Genomic DNA, 19,267 nt, shown 5'->3' on the forward strand with positions numbered 1-19,267 from the left:
CTCAATCAGCAACTTTATTACTATATCATGTCATCAATCTGATGTCAACAATTATTTTTAACTTTTTTGTTAATCCATCGTAACAGCACTTAACTGTTTTGACAACGATAATTACTATACCGTGCTTTCACCTTCTCGTCAACACCTTTTTTCATTATTCTTGAATTAATTTTTAAATATGAACTTTCTTTCTCAGGTTATCAAATTTATTTGTTTTTCGCTTTTAAAAACAAATAAATACGTCCCTAAAAATTAATTTACAGACGTATTTACTAACATTTATATTCATGTTTATTTTACACGTGCAAGATAGTAGTGTTTCTTCCCTTTCCGCACGATCACAAACTTACCATCAAAATGAGCACTTGGGTCAATTTCAGCATCAACATCATCAACTTTTTCGCCATTGATCCGAATAGCACCACTTGATACATCTTGCCGTGCTTGACGACGTGATGGCTCGATTCCATTTTCAGTTAACCAAATCACAATATTTTCCTTTTTGTTTTCAACGTTAACTGAAGGCATATTCTTAAAGCCTTGCTCAATTTCCGCAACAGAAAGATCGGCTACATCTCCAGAGAAAAGTGCTTTACTGATTCGTTCTGCTTCTTCGACCGCTTCTTGCCCATGGACAAACTTCGTGACTTCTTGTGCTAAACGGCGTTGAGCTTCCCGCTTCCATGGTTCCTTCTTAACTTTTTCTGCTAAATTGTCAATTTCTTCTTTTGATAAGAAGGTAAAGTATTTCAAATATTTAACAACATCACGGTCATCTTGGTTGATCCAGAATTGGTAGAATTCATATGGCGACGTCTTTTTTGGGTCAAGCCATATCGCTCCACCAGCAGTCTTACCGAATTTAGTACCATCCGCCTTTAGCATTAATGGGATAGTTAGTCCATAAACCTTAGTATCGGGACCTTCTACTTTGTGGATCAAATCAATTCCGGCAGTAATGTTCCCCCATTGATCGGAACCACCGATTTGTAGCTGTACATCATTATGCCGGTAAAGGTGAAGGAAGTCGATTGACTGTAAAATCTGGTATGTAAATTCAGTAAATGAAATCCCAGCATCTAAACGACTAGCCACTACTTCCTTATTCAACATTGTATTAATGTTGAATAGCTTCCCATAGTCTCGAAGAAAATCAAGTAAGCTAATCTTCGACAGCCAATCATAATTATTAACAATTGTAAAGTTCTCTGTCCCAAACAATTTCTTCATTTGCGCTGTCAATGCTTCTTCATTATGGTGGACTTGTTCCATTGTTTGTAACTGTCGTTCAGACTTTCGCCCAGATGGATCTCCAATTGCCCCTGTTCCTCCACCGATAATAATCACTGGGTGGTGACCGGCTAATTGGAATCGTTTCAAAATCATAAAGGGAATTAAATGCCCAATGTGCAAACTATCCCCAGTTGGATCCGTCCCACAGTAAAGGGCAATCTTATCTTCTGATGTTAACTTGCGTAATCCTTCTTCATCAGTAACTTGGTTAATGGCACCGCGCCATTCTAATTCATTAATAATATCCATGTTTACCTCCAAAATATTTCGGATACAAAAAATCCCTGACTTCTATCAATGAAGTCAGGGACGATTTACCGCGTTACCACCTTGATTTGCAACTGCTTATACAGCTACCACTCTAGTCGATAACGAGACGATCCGTTCTAATGATGAAAGGCTCAGTAATTGTAATTCGTTCAACAGTCTTGGCTAAGTTCTCAATAACCACTTGCTCTCTGAATGTCCAACTGCTAACTACTAATATTACTTCATCGCCTTTAATTATTGCCGTCATTGTACCTGTGTTTACCGGCTACTGTCAAGCATCTTTTGAAGAAAAAAAGCCGCGAATAAATCGCCGCTTTCTTTTTTATTCATCTTTCTTTGCTTCATGCTTCTTTTCTTGTTTATTCTTAGCTGCCGGTGATGGCTGTTCTGCAGGCTGCTTTGCAACATAAACCTCATGGACATATGCTTCACCAGTCAAATCTGCAACGGGCTTGAAAGTATCTTTAAAGAGAACATCCATTTCCATCCCTGCTCGAGCACGATTGTAATATAAGGCAGCAGTTGCATATGCAACTGGAAAGTAACAAGACAAACCGACAATCAAAAGAATTATCCCTACATATGTGAGAACGTATGTAGCTGTGTAGATCCCATAAACGGCAAGGCCACCAAAGATTAAAGTCCAAATGAGCATTGGTAAAAATTCTACTACAAAAACAATCGCAAAGTAATTCCATTTCCGTCCTGTCATAAAACGACGACTTGCAGTTAACGCATACCGCATCGACTGACCAAGGAATTGAGGTTGTTTTTCACGATAAAGGAAGTAGGATTGTGAATATTCGATACTCTTCCATAAAATGATGATATCATTAAGGATTCTCACAATCCATGCAACGTACAATCCAGCATTCCCCGAAATTCGTGAAACAAGCAACGCATTGACAAGATTTAACGGTAGGCTCCACAAGAATGTAAACAACCCAATATAAAGGATAATTCGCCAAAGTTGATTCTTCCGTAAGTGCTTATAGTGCATCCAAATAGAGCCCGCACTAACAGGTTGCTCTGGATGCGCCATCTTGTCTTGGTAAGTATATTGCGTGGCAACCACAAAGAATGAGTAGAAGAATGCTAAAGCAGCAATAATCGCAAATATCCCCAAAATTTCTAACAGCGCGAATAGAACAGTAACAGGAGACGCCATCCCATACATGATCATCATTACAGTCATACTCAAAGATGCCGCGATATTTGAATTAAACATCGATAAAATCGATACTAATGCAATAAAAATAATTGAAACTCCGGCAACTGGCCACATTGCCTTTAAGTAATTAGGCTTTACCAGCTTCTTCAATGAAGTAATAAATTCCTTCATCGGGAGTGTTCGTTGTTTTTCCATTTTCATTTAATTTCTCTCCATATATTAGATTCTGTTGTTAATCATACCACAACTCATTTTAAGCACAATTTATTAACTAATTTATTCATGGTTTTTTCATATGTTAACCCAAAAAGGAACTGCCATTTTCAGCAGTTCCTTTTTACAGTAAATCTAAGCCAATTATTTTAGTACTTTTCCTTGCTCAATACGTTAAGCTTGTCATCAAAGTCATAAACAACTGGTTGACCAGTAGCCATTTCCAAGTTCATGATATCTTCATCAGAAATATCTTCAATGTACTTGCTCAATGCACGAAGCGAGTTACCATGGGCAGCGATAATCACATTCTTGTTATCTAAAAGCTTAGGAGCAATCTCGTCTTGCCATAATGGAATAACACGTTCCAACGTAACCTTTAAGTTTTCACCACCAGGAATAGCACGTGGGTCTAAGTTTGCATAACGACGGTCTTGAGCAGCAGAACCTTCGTCATCAGCACTTAGCAATGGAGGTAATACATCGTATGAACGACGCCAAATGTGAACTTGTTCGTCACCGTATTTTTCGGCAGCTTTCTTCTTGTTGTGGCCTTGAAGTGCGCCGTAGTGACGTTCATTTAAACGCCATGTCTTGTATTCAGGAATCCATAATTGGTCACATTCTTCAAGAGCGTAGTGTAGTGTCTTGATAGCCCGCTTCAAAACAGAAGTGTAAGCGTAATCGAATTCAATCCCGTGTTCTTTAAGGGCCTTACCAGCGTTCTTTGCTTGTTCAACACCCTTTTCGCTTAAGTCAACATCAACCCAACCAGTAAATTGGTTAGATAAGTTCCATTCACTTTGACCGTGACGAATTAATACTAATTTAGCCATGTTCAATTGACCTCTTTCTTCTTAAATCTCGCTTTAACAGCATTACTCCACTATTTTAATCCATTCGCCGGTAAATTCCAATAGCGAGACTTAAATTCCTATAAGCCTGCCTTCGCGCCAATGTCATGCCGATAAAAACATTCGGGCTCGTTAAGCTCTGCCAAATATTTATAAACTTGATTATGAGCTAGTTGTAAAGAGCGATCCTCGCTAATAACCATTAACAACCTGCCGCCTGCTCCACGTAACGAGTTCAGCTTACCAGTAATATTAGCATACGCAATTTCAATATTATCTTTATTGGGGAAGCACCCTAAATGCTGACCATATAACGGTTTAGTCGGATAGCCTTTCGAAGCCAGAACAACACCGAAGCAAGCTATCGGACGCTCTTCAATCGTTGGTAAGGGTTGATCATTAATTGCCGCTTCAATAAGTTCAAACAAGTCGGTCTTTAGCCGTGGCAAAATCACTTGTGTTTCTGGATCTCCCAAACGAACGTTATATTCAATTACTTTGGGACCGGTTGCGGTCAAAATAAGTCCAATATATAAAATTCCATGATAATGGTAACCGCCTGCCGCTAGTCCTTTAATAGTAGGTTCTACTACTCTTGTGATCATTTGTTGTCGTACTGTCGAAGATAACTGTGGCAATGGACTATAAGCCCCCATCCCCCCAGTATTCGGTCCTTCATCATTATCGTATGCCCGCTTATGGTCTTGTGCCATCGGTAATACACGATAGTGACCATTACTAACCACCAAAAACATTGAGTATTCCGGTCCTACTAAACATTCCTCTAAAATAAGCCGCGCCTGTCCGTTAGCAAACATCTCTTTTACGGTTTTAATTGCTATCGCGCGATCTTGTGCTACTACTACGCCTTTTCCGCCAGCAAGACCATTTTCCTTAATTACGACTGGAAAACCAAATTGGTCAATGTTATTAATTGCCGCAGTTTGGTTGCGGTAAGTTGCATGACGAGCAGTCGGCACATGATAATTATCCATAAAATTGAGGGCATAATCTTTCGAGCCCTCCAGTTGAGCCGATCGCGCATCAGGTCCGAAAACTTTCAAGCCAGCTGTCCGGAACTCGTCAACAATTCCATCAACAAGGCAATCTTCGGGACCGACGAAAGTCCATGCAATTCCATGATTTTTAGCAAATTGAATCAACTGCGCAAAGTCCGTTTCGGCAATTGCAACTGGTAAAACGCCAACCGTTGTCATGCCCACATTCCCCGGAGCACAATAAACTTGGTTAACATGGCTGCTCTCCTGAAGCTTCTTAGCAATCGCAAATTCACGACCACCTTCACCGACAACCAACACATTTACCTTTTTTGCCATGGTCTCCTCCTTAAATCCTAGTGGCGAAAATGACGAACACTGGTCGTAACCATTGCAATCCCGTATTTATTTGCCATATCGATTGACTCTTGGTCACGGATAGAACCTCCCGGCTGTACTACTGCTTTAATTCCATGCTTTCCAGCATATTCAACGCAATCACCAAATGGGAAAAATGCGTCAGACGCCATCACTGTTCGCTCATCGATATCATTTTCTGCATGGGCAACTGCAATTTTTAATGAATCAATTCGATTAGGCTGGCCTTCGCCAATTCCGAGAGTCCGTTCATCATTTGCTAACACAATCGCATTAGACTTGGCGTGTTTAACTGCCTTCCAAGCAAACATTAGACTCTTTAACTGATCTTCTGTCGGTTGAATCGTCGTAACACATTGCCAATCATGATAATCCTCTGCTAAGGTATCTTGTTCTTGAAGAAGTATTCCACCCATTACTGAAACAATTTCACGCTTCGCTGGTTCATCTTTTTTACTAAAGTCAAGAGTAAGCAACCGAATATTTTTCTTTCTGGCTAATAATTGATAGGCATCATCATCAAAACCTGGCGCAATCACGATTTCTAAGAAAATATGATGCATCTTTTCGGCAGTCACTAAGTCTACTTGCCGATTTAGCGCTATCACACCGCCAAAGATCGAAACTAAATCAGCCGCATATGCTCGTTCCCATGCTTGCTCGATTGTGGCACCCCGCCCAATCCCACAAGGATTCATGTGTTTCATTGCCACCACGGTAGGCTCCTCAAATTCACGGATACACCGCAACGCTTCATCAGCATCCTTAATATTATTGTAAGAAAGCTTCTTGCCATGTAATTGCTGCGCTTGTAAAACAGAGAAGCTCTTTGGTAAAGCATCCTCATACAGCCAAGCCTGTTGGTGACTGTTTTCACCATAACGCATGGTTTCTTTAAGATTCCACGTTAATGTTAGTTTTTCTGGATTGGCCAGCCCATCTAAGTTAGTAAGATATTGGGAGATAAGGGCATCATAAGCAGCCGTATGACGAAAGGCTTTCGCAGCTAATTTCATCCGTAACTCCAATGTTGTAGAATCGTTTTCTGTAATTTGGTGTAAAACTTCTTGATAATCGTTTTTGTCAACAACCACCGTCACATCCCGATAATTTTTAGCAGCCGACCGCACCATGCTTGGACCACCAATATCAATCTTTTCAATTGCATCTGCTAATTGTACGTCTGGCTTTTCAATCGTTCCTTTAAATGGATAGAGGTTAACGCAAACTAAGTCAATCGGAGTAATGGCGAACTTTTCTAACGTTGCCATATGTTCCGGCAAATCACGTCGCGCTAACAAGCCGCCGTGAACATATGGGTTGAGCGTTTTTACCCGCCCATCAAGGATTTCAGGAAAATGGGTAACATCTTCAATGCCAATGGTCTTAATTCCTGCTTCATCCAGTATTCGTTTAGTACCACCTGTTGATACAATTTCAAAGCCATTCTCTGCTAGCCCGTTAACAAACGGAATCAAATCTGTCTTATCCGATACACTAACTAATGCTCGTTTCATAGGTTAACCTTGCTCCTTTTCATTTTCTAGCGCTTTTTTTAATGCTTGCGGGTAAAGACGATGTTCAGTCTCATGAACCCGCTCTTCAAGAGTTTCAACCGTGTCAGTAGGTAAAATAGGGACGTGTTCTTGCATGATGATTGGACCCGAATCCAAGTCAGCATCGATATAGTGCACAGTAACGCCTGTTTGTGCCCGCCGATCGTCAAACGCTCGTTCAATCGAGTGCAATCCCGGATACTCAGGCAGCCATGCTGGGTGAAGGTTAATAATCCGATGAGCATAGTGGTCCAAAATTGTCGGCCCAACCACCCGTAAGTACCCGGCTAAGGCAATAAAATCAATTTGATATTTTTGTAAAAGTCCTAGCAGTTTTTCTTCATACTGCTGCTTACTCCCACAAGATTTAACCGTAAAAACTTCCACTGGTATTCGTAGCCGTTTCGCCCTTTTTACTACATAAGCATCTGGGTGATTGCAAAATAGCAGGACCAACTCACCTGGGATATCTTTATTTTTAAAATGGTTTGCCAACACTTCAAAATTAGTACCATTTCCTGATGCAAAAACTGCAACTCTCATTTACTTTCCTCGCTTAATCTTAATTTTGTCAGCAGTTGGCAAGCAATGGCGGATGTAACCAATTTGATAAGTTGGCATCTGCTGTTGTTCTAATATTTTTTCAACTTGTTCAACATCATTAGGGGCAACTGCTAACACCATGCCAATTCCCATGTTAAATGTTTGAAAACAATCTTCCGGCGAAAGCTTTCCTAGTACCCGTAAATAGTCAAAAATCGGTTGGTGGGGCCAGCGTTTGCTATCAATCACTGCTTGTAAGTTTTCACCAAGCATCCGTGGAACATTCTCAATCAAACCGCCACCAGTAATATGGCTGATTCCACGAACTAGGTGCTGGTGGATTAACGGTAAGACTGGTTGAACATATATTTTAGTCGGCGTCAAAAGTGCTTCTCCAACCATCTGACCAGCAAGTTCAACAGGACGAGCAGTGAAGTTAACCCTATGGTCCTTAAATAAGATTTGCCGTACTAGTGAAAAACCATTAGAATGCAGACCGCTTGAAGGTAAGCCAATCAAAATATCACCATTTTGCGGTCCCTTATTGGTCAGTAATTCTTCTTTCTCCGCAATGCCAATCACTGTCCCCGCTAAGTCATACTCATTTTTAGCATACATATCGGGCATTTCAGCTGTTTCACCGCCAATCAATGCTGCACGCGCATCACGACAACCAGCCGCCACGCCGCTTACAATCTCAGCCATCTTTACCGGATCATTGTGACCAGTAGCAATATAGTCAAGAAAAGCAATTGGCTCAGCTCCCTGCGCTAAGACATCATTAGCACACATCGCCACAACATCAATCCCAATTGTGCTATGGCGATTCAACTTTTGCGCAATTAGCAATTTGGTCCCAACACCATCAGTCCCTGCTACAAGGATCGGTTGCTTTACCTTTAATACTCCGAGATCAAACATCCCGCCAAAGCTCCCGATACTACCAAGAACCCCCGCACGATTGGTTGATCCAACAGCATTCTTAATTCGGCGAACAAGCTCATAGCCCGCATTAACATCAACACCAGCATCTTGGTAACGACTCATCGCACGTTCTCCTTTCTCGCTAACCGTTCCTGAGCGTTTAATGACTTCAAATAGCCTTTTTCATAATCATAAAGTGGTGTTGGGTATTTCCCATTAAAATAGGCAACCGTTAGTCCACCATTAGGAGCATCCCCCGCATCAGGAACATCAATCGCCTTAACCAAGCTATCAATGCTCAAAAAGTTTAACGAATCAGCGCCGACCCTCTCGCACATTGCTGTGACTGAATAATGCGCAGCCATTAGTTCTGATCTGGTTGAAACATCGATCCCATAAAAGCAAGGAAACTTAAATGGCGGAGAAGCAATCAGTAAGTGAACTTCGCTAGCCCCCGCATTACGGAGCATCTGAACAATTTGCTTTGAAGTAGTACCACGAACGATGGAATCATCAACTACTGCTACCCGCTTACCCTTTACGACGCCGCGAACTGCTGATAATTTCATATGAACCCCGAGTTCACGAAGCTCTTGGGTTGGTTGGATAAAGGTCCGGGCAACATACTGGCTTTTAATTAGCCCCATTTCATACGGTAAGCCGCTTTCTTCAGCATATCCGCTAGCAGCCGATAATGATGAATTAGGTACACCGATTACGATGTCAGCATCCACTGGGTGTTCTTTAGCTAATAGTTTTCCCATTCGTTTACGGGCGTTATGCACTGTTACCCCATGGATAATGGAATCGGGCCGAGCAAAGTAGATGTATTCCATAGAACAAATCGCTAATTGTGTCTGCCTTGTGTAATGATCAATATGTAAACCATCTTGATCGATCGTAATCAATTCTCCGGGTTGCACATCGCGAACGAACTTAGCGTCAATAATATCTAATGCACAGGTCTCACTAGCAACAACGTAAGCCCCATTTGCCAAGCGTCCAATACATAACGGGCGGATTCCGTTTGGATCCAACGCTGCAATTAACCGGTCCTTTTGCAAAAGCAAGTATGCAAAGCCACCATGAATAAGATTAAGGCTCTTTTTTAATGCGGGGATAAATCCCTCATTAATATATTTCCGAATCAGATGGATAAGGATCTCAGTATCAGAATCAGATTGAAAAACTGCTCCTTCATTTTCTAACTGTTGTCGCAGAGTCACCGCATTCGTTAAATTGCCATTGTGCGCTAAGGCAATATCCCCATCACCAAAACGAAATAAAAATGGTTGAACATTTGCAATTGAGTTATGACCGCTAGTTCCATACCTAACATGCCCAATGGCAGCCTCCCCCACTAATCGTTTTAATTCGGCAGGGTCAGCAAATACCTTCGCTAGTAATCCACGGTCCCGATGTTGGTAAAGTGTTTTGCCATCAGTTGAAACAATTCCTGCCCCTTCTTGACCACGATGTTGCAAGGTATGGAGGCCATAATAAGTTAACTGGCTAGCATCCGGTGTTCCAAAAATCCCAAAAACGCCGCATTCCTCATTTAATCCTTTAATTTCAACTGACACGGAATGGCCTCCTCCCATTTTTTCTGTAATTCGCAAACATTCGCATTAACTTCACCATTCGCTAACTTAGCTTCTAGCCAGTGACTATTGGTTACTTCGCCAATCAGAACTGCATCACCTGCTAATGTTGCTTCAAATTCGGCCATCGCACGTTCTGGCACCGTTACAACAAACCTGCCTGGGCTTTCGCTAAAGAATTGATCGGCATTAATCATTGGCAGGGTTAAATCTAAACCCAAATCAGTGTGAAAGAGCATCTCTGCTAGGGCTACGCCGAGGCCTCCTTCGCTTAAATCATGAGCACTGGCAACATGCCCCGTTTCCATAACCGCTAAAAGGCGTTTCATGTAATCATGAGTGTGACTGAGGTCAAATGGTTTCACCACCCCGCTAATACCACCAATCATCATCTTTTGTAATTCAGAACCAGCAAAGTCATCTCTCGTCTTGCCGACTAAGTAGACTTTGTCGCTCGGATGCTGAACAAATGAAGGAATCACTCGATCGATATTCTTAATCAGCCCAACCATACCGACCATCGGTGTGGGATGGATTGCCCGCCCATTATTTTCGTTATATAACGATACATTTCCAGAAATAACTGGAGTGTTAAATTCACGGCAAGCATCCGCCATCCCCTGCACAGATTGGTGAAGTTCCCAGAAAATCTCAGGATCATTAGGATCGCCATAATTTAGACAATCAGTGATTGCTAATGGCTGGGCACCACTAGCAATAATATTGGCGGCTGCCTCTACCAAGGCCATCTGCCCGCCAACTTCAGGATTAAGGTAGACAAACCGGCCATTACCATCAGTAGTCATTGCTAATCCCTTTTTCGTACCACGAATTCGGATTACGCCAGCATCACTTCCGGGGCCAACTACGGTATTGGTTCGTACCTGTGAATCATATTGCCAGTATAGACTCGCCTTATCTGCAATTGTCGGTTGCTGCAATAGGTCAGCTAAGGTGCTTTCAATATTAGTAATATGCGGTTCCCATGCTGACTGTTTCTCTGCTTCTTCAATTCGGGCAGGCTTTCTCTCCATACTTTCTTCTTCCAGTACATCATCAGTTAGGCTGGCCACTGGAAGATGGCACACTTCTTCGCCATCATGAAATAATACGTAGTCATGACCTGCTGTTATTCGGCCAATCGTTACAGCTTCAAGCCCATAAAGGTCAAAGATCTTTTTAACATCTTCTTCGTTTCCCTTTTTTACGCAGAGAAGCATCCGCTCTTGCGATTCACTTAGCATAATTTCATAGGCTGACATATGCGGCTCACGTTGGGGAACCAAGTCAAGATTTAGCTCCATCCCGCTTTTTCCCTCTGATGCCATTTCAGCACTTGAAGAAACAATTCCGGCGGCTCCCATGTCCTGAATGCCGACAAGCCAAGCAGGATGCTTAGTAATCAAGTCTAGGCACGCTTCTAATAATAATTTTTCCATAAAGGGGTCGCCAACTTGAACTGCAGAACGTTGCGTTTCGTTTTCGTCACTAAAATCAGTTGAAGCAAAAGTAGCCCCATGAATGCCATCACGACCAGTCTTAGCACCAACATACATTACTGCATTGCCAATTCCCGCCGCGCGTCCTTGTTGAATATCCTTTTGGTCCATCAAGCCAACACTCATTGCATTACATAAAAGATTGCCTTGGTAGCACGAATCAAAGGTTATTTCCCCAGCAACTGTCGGAATTCCCATACAATTACCATAATCCCCAATTCCGCGAACTGTCGCTTCAACCTTCATCCGCATCAATGGGTCAGTTAACTCTCCAAAATGCAGAGAATCAAGTGAAGCAATCGGTCGTGCGCCCATACTAAAAATATCGCGCAAAATTCCGCCAATCCCCGTTGCAGCCCCCTGATATGGTTCAACAGTTGTAGGGTGGTTATGGCTTTCTGCTTTAAAAACAACCGCCTGACCATCATCAATATCAACAACCCCTGCACCCTCACCTGGGCCCTGTAATACCCGTTCGTTTTTATTCGGAAAGAGCCGCAAAACTGATTTTGATTTTTTGTAAGAACAATGTTCACTCCACATCGCAGCGAACAAGCCGGTTTCAGTATAATTTGGCAGGCGCCCTAATAATTGAGTCCGAATATAGTCATACTCTGCTTCCGACAAGCTCCAATCTAAATATGGCTTTTGTTCTTTGATTTCTTCTGGGGTCATCGCTTGCTTCATTGATTATGCCTCCGTTCTAACTTTGCCGTTTTCTAGCAAGGACTTGAATAACCGTAAACCATCAACACTACCAAGAATTGCTTCAACTGCTCTTTCTGGATGAGGCATCATTCCTAAGACATTTCCTCGCTCATTTGTGATTCCAGCAATATTTCGCAGACTGCCATTCGGGTTCTCCGCGGCATATCGGAAGACAACCTGATTGTTAGCTTCCAGCCGGTCAAGGGTTTCCTCATCAGCGTAATAGCTGCCATCCGCGTGCGCAATTGGTAACGCAATTCGTTCACGCGAACAATATTGTGTAGTAAAAATCGTTTGGTTATTTACTACTTCAAGCGGAATCGTCCGGCAGATAAAGCGTTGGTTATCATTACGCTTCAACGCTCCCGGCAACAAACCAGCCTCCGTTAAAATCTGAAAACCATTGCAAGTTCCAAATACCGGCTTGCCGGCATTCGCCATTTTTACAATCGCTGGCATAATATTCGTGAATCGAGCAATCGCTCCGGCCCGTAAATAATCGCCATAAGAAAAACCACCGGGTAACATCACGGCATCAAAGCCCGTTAAACTTGTTTCGCGATGTGATACATACTCTACGTCCGCATGACATACCGCGTGCAGCGCCTCATATAAGTCAATATCACAATTAGACCCTGGAAAGACAATGACCGCTATTTTCATTTAAGCTTCCTCCATCACTTGGTAGGTGTAAGTTTCCATATTAAAGTTAACCAGGAGTTGGTCAGCAATTTCTTTGACTGCTGTCACAACATCACTTCCTGTGGCTGCTAATGTAACATCAAAAAATTTACCAACTTTGATACTCGTTACTTCATCGTGACCAAGGGAATGAATGGCCGTTTTGATTGTTTCTCCCTGTGGATCGAAAACTGATTGTTTATATGTTACGAAAATCCGAACGTTAGTCATTTTGATTTTCCTCCTCGATTGCTCCTTGTAGTCGTTCTAATACTTCAGCATATGTTTGGGTCAAATCAGCAAGTTGCCGGCGATAAACATCCTTATCCATATGTTGGCCAGTGGATAAGTCCCATAAACGGCAGTTGTCAGGTGAAAACTCATCAGCAAGAACAACTTCACCATTACTCAACCGGCCAAATTCAAGTTTAAAGTCGACTAATTGAAGGCCCGCCTTGGCAAACAGCAGCTTAAGCAAGCCATTTACTTCTCGACAAATATTCCACATTCGTACGATTTCCTGATGAGTAGCAATCTTAAGAGCAATCGTAGCTGACTCGTTGATAAAAGGATCATCTAATTCATCGCTCTTATAAAAAGTTTCTTCAACCGGCTCAACTAATAACTGTCCCTCTTGAAGACCATATCGGCTGGCAAAATGCCCTGCAACAACATTCCTTGTCACAAATTCCAGCGGGAACATTTGACATTTTTTTACAAGATCTTCATTAGGAGCAACTTTTTTGAGGAAGTGAGTTTTGATTCCATGATTTATTAAATACTGAAAAACAAGCGTGGAAATTGCATTAGCAGCCGCTCCTTTCCCAACAAAATGGTCTTTTTGCTTGCCATTCAATGCTGTCGCCTGGTCTAAATACACAACCCTTAGGACATCCGGATCCGTCGTCTGCCACATCTGCTTTGCTTTCCCGGTGTATAACAATTTTTCCATTTTCGGGGAACTTCCTTTCAGTAAATACGAACAATATATCAATATAAACGTTTGAAATTCGTTATTTCACAAAATAAATATACTATCTCTTCCCTAGGGCTGTCAACAAAAAATACGATTAATTTTAATTGCATTCATTTAAAAAGTTCGTCTTTTATTAAATAACATAATAGGTTGTTTGCTAATTTTCCTAGCAGGACATAAAAAAACTCTAGTATTCGGAAAATCCGAACGCTAGAGTCCTCTTTACGCTCTCTATTATTTTATTTTCAATATTATCAAGTCTAATCGTGGAATTTACTATTCTAAACCTAATCGCTTATAAATATCGTCAATATGACGCAAATGCCAATGATAGTCAAACGCATCGTTAAGGTCATCCTTGGTTAATTGCTTTTGAATCACTGGATCATCCTCAAGCAATGGGCGGAATGGAACCTGTTCAGCCCAGCACTTGGCAGTATATGGCTGAATCAGATCATAAGCCGCTTCACGGGTCATTCCACTATTCACTAACTTCAAAAGTACCCGACCGCTATAAATCAAGCCAAGCGTTTTATCCATATTCTTTTTCATCGTCTCCGGGAAGACATCAAGATTTTGCAAGATCCGTCCGAAGCGCCGCAACATGTAATCAAGCAGCGAAGTAGCGTCTGGCAAAATCATTCGTTCAGCACTGGAATGCGAAATATCCCGTTCATGCCATAATGATACGTCTTCATATGCCGGAATCATGAATCCGCGCAACATCCGCGCACATCCGGTAATATTTTCTGACCCGATTGGATTACGTTTATGCGGCATTGCCGATGAACCCTTTTGGCCCTTAGCAAAGTGTTCTTCAACTTCATGAATTTCAGTTCGTTGTAGGGAACGAATCTCAGTAGCCATTTCCTCCATGCTTGTCCCAATCAAAGCAATTGTCGTAATATATTCCGCATGTAAATCCCGTGGAAGCACTTGGGTCGAAATTTCTTGCGGTCGTAAGCCTAGCTTCTTGCAGACATATTCTTCGACAAATGGATCGATTTCCGCAAAAGTCCCCACAGCACCTGAAATTTTTCCAGCTTCAACACCCTTTGCGGCATGTTCAAACCGTTCTTTATTTCGTTTCATTTCGGAGTACCAACGTGCTGCTTTCAAACCAAATGTTGTCGGTTCAGCATGCACACCATGTGTCCGTCCCATGCATACGGTATACTTATATTTTTCCGCAAGCTCTTTTAACACTGATATAAAGTTGTCAATATCCTGCCGTAAGATATCGTTCGCCTTTTTTAACCGCAATCCCTGTGCCGTATCAACAACATCAGTACTGGTCATCCCATAGTGAACCCACTTCCGTTCGGGACCAAGTGATTTTGAAACATCACGGGTAAATGCAATCACGTCATGGTGAGTAACTGCTTCAATTTCAGCAATTCCTTCTACAGAAAACTTTGCATTTTTCCTAATCTTTTCAACATCTTCTGCCGGAATATGCCCAAGCTTACTCCAAGCCTCATCAGCTGCAATCTCAACATCTAGCCAACATTGGTATTGCGTCTCAAGGCTCCAAATTTTCTTCATTTCTGGACTCGTGTAACGATCAATCATCAGTTAAAATCCTCTCTATTTTGTCTAAACGTATTATCGCATAGTCGTACTACTTCCGTAAAGACGAACTTTAATTAATCCAAATTCCTGTATTGTCAATTTCTGCTAAAGTTGTTGTTATATCATCAGTTAAGATTGTAACATGTCCCATCTTACGATTATGCCTTATTGCAGCCTTACCATAATCATGGAAATGCCAGTCAGCTTTGTCTTTAATAACTGCACGGACCCCCGCGACATGCTGCCCCAAAACATTAACCATTACCGCTGGTTTCAATAATTCAATCTTTGGTAATGGCCAGTTGCTGATGGCGCGATTATGAATTGCAAATTGAGAAAAATTGCAGGCCTCAATCGAATAGTGGCCTGAATTATGCGGGCGTGGAGCTAGTTCGTTAACATAGATCTCACCACTATCAGTTACAAACATTTCAACCCCTAAAACACCACGTAAATTCATCGCTTCAGCAATCTTCAAGGCCATCCGTTGCGCTGCCTGTTGTAGTGTGGTTGAGATTCGTGCTGGGATAATACTTAAATGTAAGATTTCATTATGATGAATATTTTCGGCAACAGGAAAGACCGTTGTATCGCCCTTTTCATTCCGGCCAACCATCACAGAACACTCTAGCTTAAACGGAACCCATCCTTCTAATATACAGTCGCCACTGGCAATAACATCAGAACACTTCGGCAAATCCGCATCATTACGAAGAACCTCTTGACCGTGGCCATCATAACCGCCCTCACTAGTCTTTAGGACTGCTGGATAACCAAGCATTTTGATAGCTTTTCGTAAACTAACATCATCATGAACGGGTAAAAAGGGCGCTGTTTTTAACCCTGCCCTACGTAAAAATGTTTTTTCACGCAAGCGATTTTTAGTTATATAAAGCAAGCGGGTTCCTTGTGGGATGTAAGCACGATTAGCAACATCTTCTAAAGCTTTCAAATCAACGTTTTCAAATTCATAAGTTAACACATCAGCCTTATCAGCTAATTCTTCTATCGCTTTTATACTAGTATACGGAGCAACAATTTGTTCATCAGCTACTTGCCCCGCTGGACATGCTGGAGTTGGGTCAAGAATAATCACCTTCATCCCTGTTTGCTTGGCATCAAGTGCCATCATCTGTCCAAGTTGTCCCCCACCGATAATTCCAATAGTTTTACCTTGCGGAATAAAGTTAGTCAAGGTGATCCCCGCTTTCTACTGCTTGATCATGCATCTGGTGTCGGTATTCAATAATTTTTTGTTGAATATTTTTATCGGTAATCCCTAAAATCTGTAAAGCTAATAAGGCCGCATTTTGGGCACCAGCCTTCCCAATTGCCGTTGTAGCAACGGGAATTCCCGCCGGCATTTGGACAATTGATAGTAGTGAATCCATTCCCCCAAGCGCTTTTGTTTGTCCTGGAATTCCAATCACCGGGAGGGGCGTATTGGCAGCAATCATGCCTGGCAAGTGCGCTGCCCCGCCTGCACAAGCAATAATTACTTTTATTCCTTCAGCAACTGCATTTTGCGAAAAGGCGAACATTTCGTTCGGCATCCGGTGTGCAGAGATCACCTTTTTCTCATAGGGGATATCAAATTGATCGAATATTGCACATGCTTCTTTAACCGTTGGCCAATCAGACTTACTACCCATTACGACACTAACCATGCTCATAATCTTACCTCCTTAAATCTGTTTTAAGGATAACAAAGAGATTATTTAAATTCAATCAATAATCGAACTTAATTTCATCAACAATAAAAATAGTTCGTATAAACACAAATAAGCAATATTAAAAATACGAAAGCGCAAAAAAAGACTCCAGAGTTCGAATCCGAGTCAGGAGTCTATCATTTATATTTTATTACATTCCGCTCCCATTAAATTAACTTAACCCCGTCAACATCTGGGTGTAAGCGAACGATTTTTCCATCTAATCCCCCAGCATGCACTGCTTGTTCAAAGGATTCATATTTATCCCTATCAACAACCGTCATTACTGTTGGCCCGGCACCACTTAAATATGTTGCCAAGGCCCCGTGTTTTTTCCCTAATTCGCGAATTTGATTTAATTCTGGAACTAATTCTTTACGATATGGTTCATGAAAACGGTCCGCTTCCATCAATTTAAATGCCACATCATAATTTTTGGTAAATAAGCTGGCAACAAAAGTATTAGCAATTGCACTAGCGTGAACAGCCTGAGAATAGTCCAATTGATATGGCAGGGCTGCCCGTGCATCGGCCGTTTTTAGGCTATACGGCGGAATATACGCAGCAAAATCATATGGAAACAAGGGCGCTTCAAGCGCGGCAAAGTGACCATTAATATGTGTGCCGACTACTAAACCGCCTAGAATAGCTGGGGCAACATTATCTGGATGGCCTTCAATTTGACTGGCAATCTCAACTTTTTCTTCTTTGCTTAGGTGTAGCTCTTTCAGCTGATTTGCTAATTCAACCCCTGCCACAATTGCACTTGAACTGCTTCCTAAGCCATGTGTTACTGGAATATCACTTACTACCCGCAGATGCTGTGGTGGTAAATCTGATGCGACGCTTAGTGCAGTTGTTACAATCATATTCGTCTCATCATGGGGAAGCTTCCCAAGCTGATGGTCAACTTGCCAGTTATCACTGGGCCCCAGAACTTCTAATTTTAAGTATAAGGAAACCGCAATACCAATCGAGTCAAAGCCGGGACCGAGGTTTGCACTAGAAGCAGGTACTTGAATAATCATGATATCCCCCTATTCCATCACTTTATAAGCCGCTGACAAATTAATTGACTGGTCATTATCCACTTTTGTGAGCAATGCTAGTAATTGCTCCTTACTCATTCGGTGGGTAATAATCGCAATGTGAGCAATTTGACCATCTTTCGTCTGGGTTATTTCACGAAAACTAGCATTAACATCCGTCATCATTTGCGTTAACTTCAACATTTGTCCAGGAACATCGGGCAAAGTAAGTGATAGGTAGTACGGGTACTTTATATCAGCGAGTTTTGCTGGGATATATGGTTGCTGATAGTTATTGAAAAGGTTCCCATTAGTTCCAAGAACAATATTTTTAGTTACCGTCGTAATATCACTCAACACACTATTAGCAGTAGGGAGTCCGCCAGCACCCCGGCCATAAAAGAGCGTATCACCAACTGCTTGAGCTGTAACCATTACGGCATTAAATTCATCGTTGATTGTTGCCAAGGGATGATTACGCGAAATTAATACCGGCCCAACTTCAACGAATACCCCGTTATTAACTAACTTGGCAATTCCTAATAATTTAATTACATATCCGAATGCCGCGGCTTGCCGAACATCGGCGTCACTCAATTGGTCAATCCCCTCCACGGCAATATCCTTAATATCTAACTGGGTACCAAATGCAAATTGGCTTAAGATAATCATCTTGTACGCCGCATCCTTACCAGTCACATCATTAGTTGGATTGCTTTCTGCAAATCCCAGTTGTTGCGCCTGCGCTAATGCTTGCTGATATGACCATCCCTGCTGGCTCATTTGCGTCAAGATGTAATTAGTTGTTCCATTCACGATCCCCTTTACTTCCTTGACTTTATCTGCGGTAAAGCTATTAGCAATCGTTCGTAAAATAGGAATCCCACCCGCCACGCTTGCCTCAAACATAAGGTCACAGTGGTTTTCGTGCGCGACCGTCATCAATTCCGGGCCGTAAGATGCAATCAAATCCTTGTTCGCTGTAACAACATTCTTATGATTTCTTAATAAGGTTGTAATATATTCTTTAGCGGGATGAATTCCCCCCATCAGTTCAACGACAATTTTTATTTCATCATCATTTAGAATCTCATCAAAGTTAGTCGTTAAAGAAGTTTCATTAGCATATTGACTATACTTAGCAGGATTCCGAACCAAGGCTGTTTTGATTGTTAACTCACACCCAGTAACATCGAGAATCTTATCTGCATTTTGTTGCACCATCTGTAAAACTCCAGACCCGACCGTTCCTAGGCCAAGGAGTCCTAGTTTAATATTTTTCATTTTCCC

The 19,267-nt window shown here is 41.9% G+C and carries 18 protein-coding genes; all 18 read right to left on the reverse strand.

What is annotated here, in order from left to right; genetic code table 11:
* Positions 1-291: 291 nt before the first annotated feature.
* Positions 292-1,542 (reverse strand): tyrosine--tRNA ligase, encoded by a 1,251-nt coding sequence (tyrS, locus tag DTK66_RS02880; RefSeq protein ID WP_191667719.1) that lies wholly within the window; start codon positions 1,540-1,542, stop codon positions 292-294.
* 112 nt (positions 1,543-1,654) lie between these two features.
* Positions 1,655-1,810: a hypothetical protein gene (locus DTK66_RS02885; RefSeq protein WP_172971257.1), complete on the reverse strand. Its 156-nt coding sequence runs from the start codon at positions 1,808-1,810 to the stop codon at positions 1,655-1,657.
* 75 nt (positions 1,811-1,885) lie between these two features.
* Positions 1,886-2,935 (reverse strand): hypothetical protein, encoded by a 1,050-nt coding sequence (locus tag DTK66_RS02890; RefSeq protein WP_191667720.1) that lies wholly within the window; start codon positions 2,933-2,935, stop codon positions 1,886-1,888.
* Between the two features lie 161 nt (positions 2,936-3,096).
* A complete protein-coding gene (locus DTK66_RS02895; protein WP_153710783.1) occupies positions 3,097-3,783 on the reverse strand; it encodes a 2,3-diphosphoglycerate-dependent phosphoglycerate mutase in 687 nt (228 codons plus the stop codon).
* Between the two features lie 98 nt (positions 3,784-3,881).
* Complete coding sequence (gene purD / locus DTK66_RS02900) at positions 3,882-5,138, reverse strand: phosphoribosylamine--glycine ligase (protein WP_191667721.1); 1,257 nt, start codon at positions 5,136-5,138, stop codon at positions 3,882-3,884.
* A 17-nt stretch (positions 5,139-5,155) separates the two neighbouring features.
* Positions 5,156-6,694, reverse strand: coding sequence for a bifunctional phosphoribosylaminoimidazolecarboxamide formyltransferase/IMP cyclohydrolase (purH, locus tag DTK66_RS02905; protein WP_225208971.1), 1,539 nt, complete (start codon positions 6,692-6,694; stop codon positions 5,156-5,158).
* 3 nt (positions 6,695-6,697) lie between these two features.
* On the reverse strand, positions 6,698-7,276 hold the full coding sequence (purN, locus tag DTK66_RS10945; protein ID WP_153930310.1) for a phosphoribosylglycinamide formyltransferase: 579 nt from the start codon (positions 7,274-7,276) through the stop codon (positions 6,698-6,700).
* Positions 7,277-8,323 (reverse strand): phosphoribosylformylglycinamidine cyclo-ligase, encoded by a 1,047-nt coding sequence (gene purM / locus DTK66_RS02910; RefSeq protein WP_191667722.1) that lies wholly within the window; start codon positions 8,321-8,323, stop codon positions 7,277-7,279.
* A complete protein-coding gene (gene purF, locus DTK66_RS02915) occupies positions 8,320-9,783 on the reverse strand; it encodes an amidophosphoribosyltransferase (protein ID WP_191667723.1) in 1,464 nt (487 codons plus the stop codon). Before purF ends, purM begins: the two co-directional genes overlap by 4 nt.
* Positions 9,759-11,987 (reverse strand): phosphoribosylformylglycinamidine synthase subunit PurL, encoded by a 2,229-nt coding sequence (gene purL, locus DTK66_RS02920; protein WP_191667724.1) that lies wholly within the window; start codon positions 11,985-11,987, stop codon positions 9,759-9,761. Before purL ends, purF begins: the two co-directional genes overlap by 25 nt.
* Positions 11,988-11,990: 3 nt before the next feature.
* Positions 11,991-12,671: a phosphoribosylformylglycinamidine synthase subunit PurQ gene (purQ, locus tag DTK66_RS02925; protein ID WP_191667725.1), complete on the reverse strand. Its 681-nt coding sequence runs from the start codon at positions 12,669-12,671 to the stop codon at positions 11,991-11,993.
* Complete coding sequence (gene purS / locus DTK66_RS02930) at positions 12,672-12,920, reverse strand: phosphoribosylformylglycinamidine synthase subunit PurS (RefSeq protein ID WP_153930313.1); 249 nt, start codon at positions 12,918-12,920, stop codon at positions 12,672-12,674.
* Positions 12,913-13,641 carry a phosphoribosylaminoimidazolesuccinocarboxamide synthase gene (locus DTK66_RS02935; protein WP_191667726.1) on the reverse strand — a complete coding sequence of 243 codons (729 nt, stop codon included), beginning with the start codon at positions 13,639-13,641 and terminating at the stop codon, positions 12,913-12,915. Before DTK66_RS02935 ends, purS begins: the two co-directional genes overlap by 8 nt.
* Before the next feature lie 300 nt (positions 13,642-13,941).
* The gene (gene purB, locus DTK66_RS02940) at positions 13,942-15,237 is read right to left on the reverse strand and encodes an adenylosuccinate lyase (RefSeq protein WP_191667727.1); all 1,296 of its coding nucleotides are present in this window, start codon (positions 15,235-15,237) and stop codon (positions 13,942-13,944) included.
* Between the two features lie 70 nt (positions 15,238-15,307).
* Positions 15,308-16,438 carry a 5-(carboxyamino)imidazole ribonucleotide synthase gene (purK, locus tag DTK66_RS02945; protein ID WP_438268341.1) on the reverse strand — a complete coding sequence of 377 codons (1,131 nt, stop codon included), beginning with the start codon at positions 16,436-16,438 and terminating at the stop codon, positions 15,308-15,310.
* Positions 16,425-16,910 carry a 5-(carboxyamino)imidazole ribonucleotide mutase gene (gene purE, locus DTK66_RS02950; RefSeq protein WP_191667729.1) on the reverse strand — a complete coding sequence of 162 codons (486 nt, stop codon included), beginning with the start codon at positions 16,908-16,910 and terminating at the stop codon, positions 16,425-16,427. Before purE ends, purK begins: the two co-directional genes overlap by 14 nt.
* Before the next feature lie 206 nt (positions 16,911-17,116).
* The gene (gene thrB / locus DTK66_RS02955; RefSeq protein WP_191667730.1) at positions 17,117-17,977 is read right to left on the reverse strand and encodes a homoserine kinase; all 861 of its coding nucleotides are present in this window, start codon (positions 17,975-17,977) and stop codon (positions 17,117-17,119) included.
* A 9-nt stretch (positions 17,978-17,986) separates the two neighbouring features.
* Positions 17,987-19,261 (reverse strand): homoserine dehydrogenase, encoded by a 1,275-nt coding sequence (locus tag DTK66_RS02960; RefSeq protein WP_191667731.1) that lies wholly within the window; start codon positions 19,259-19,261, stop codon positions 17,987-17,989.
* Between the last annotated feature and the right edge of the window lie 6 nt (positions 19,262-19,267).

This window comes from Limosilactobacillus walteri (assembly GCF_014830205.1).
GTDB lineage: Bacteria > Bacillota > Bacilli > Lactobacillales > Lactobacillaceae > Limosilactobacillus > Limosilactobacillus walteri.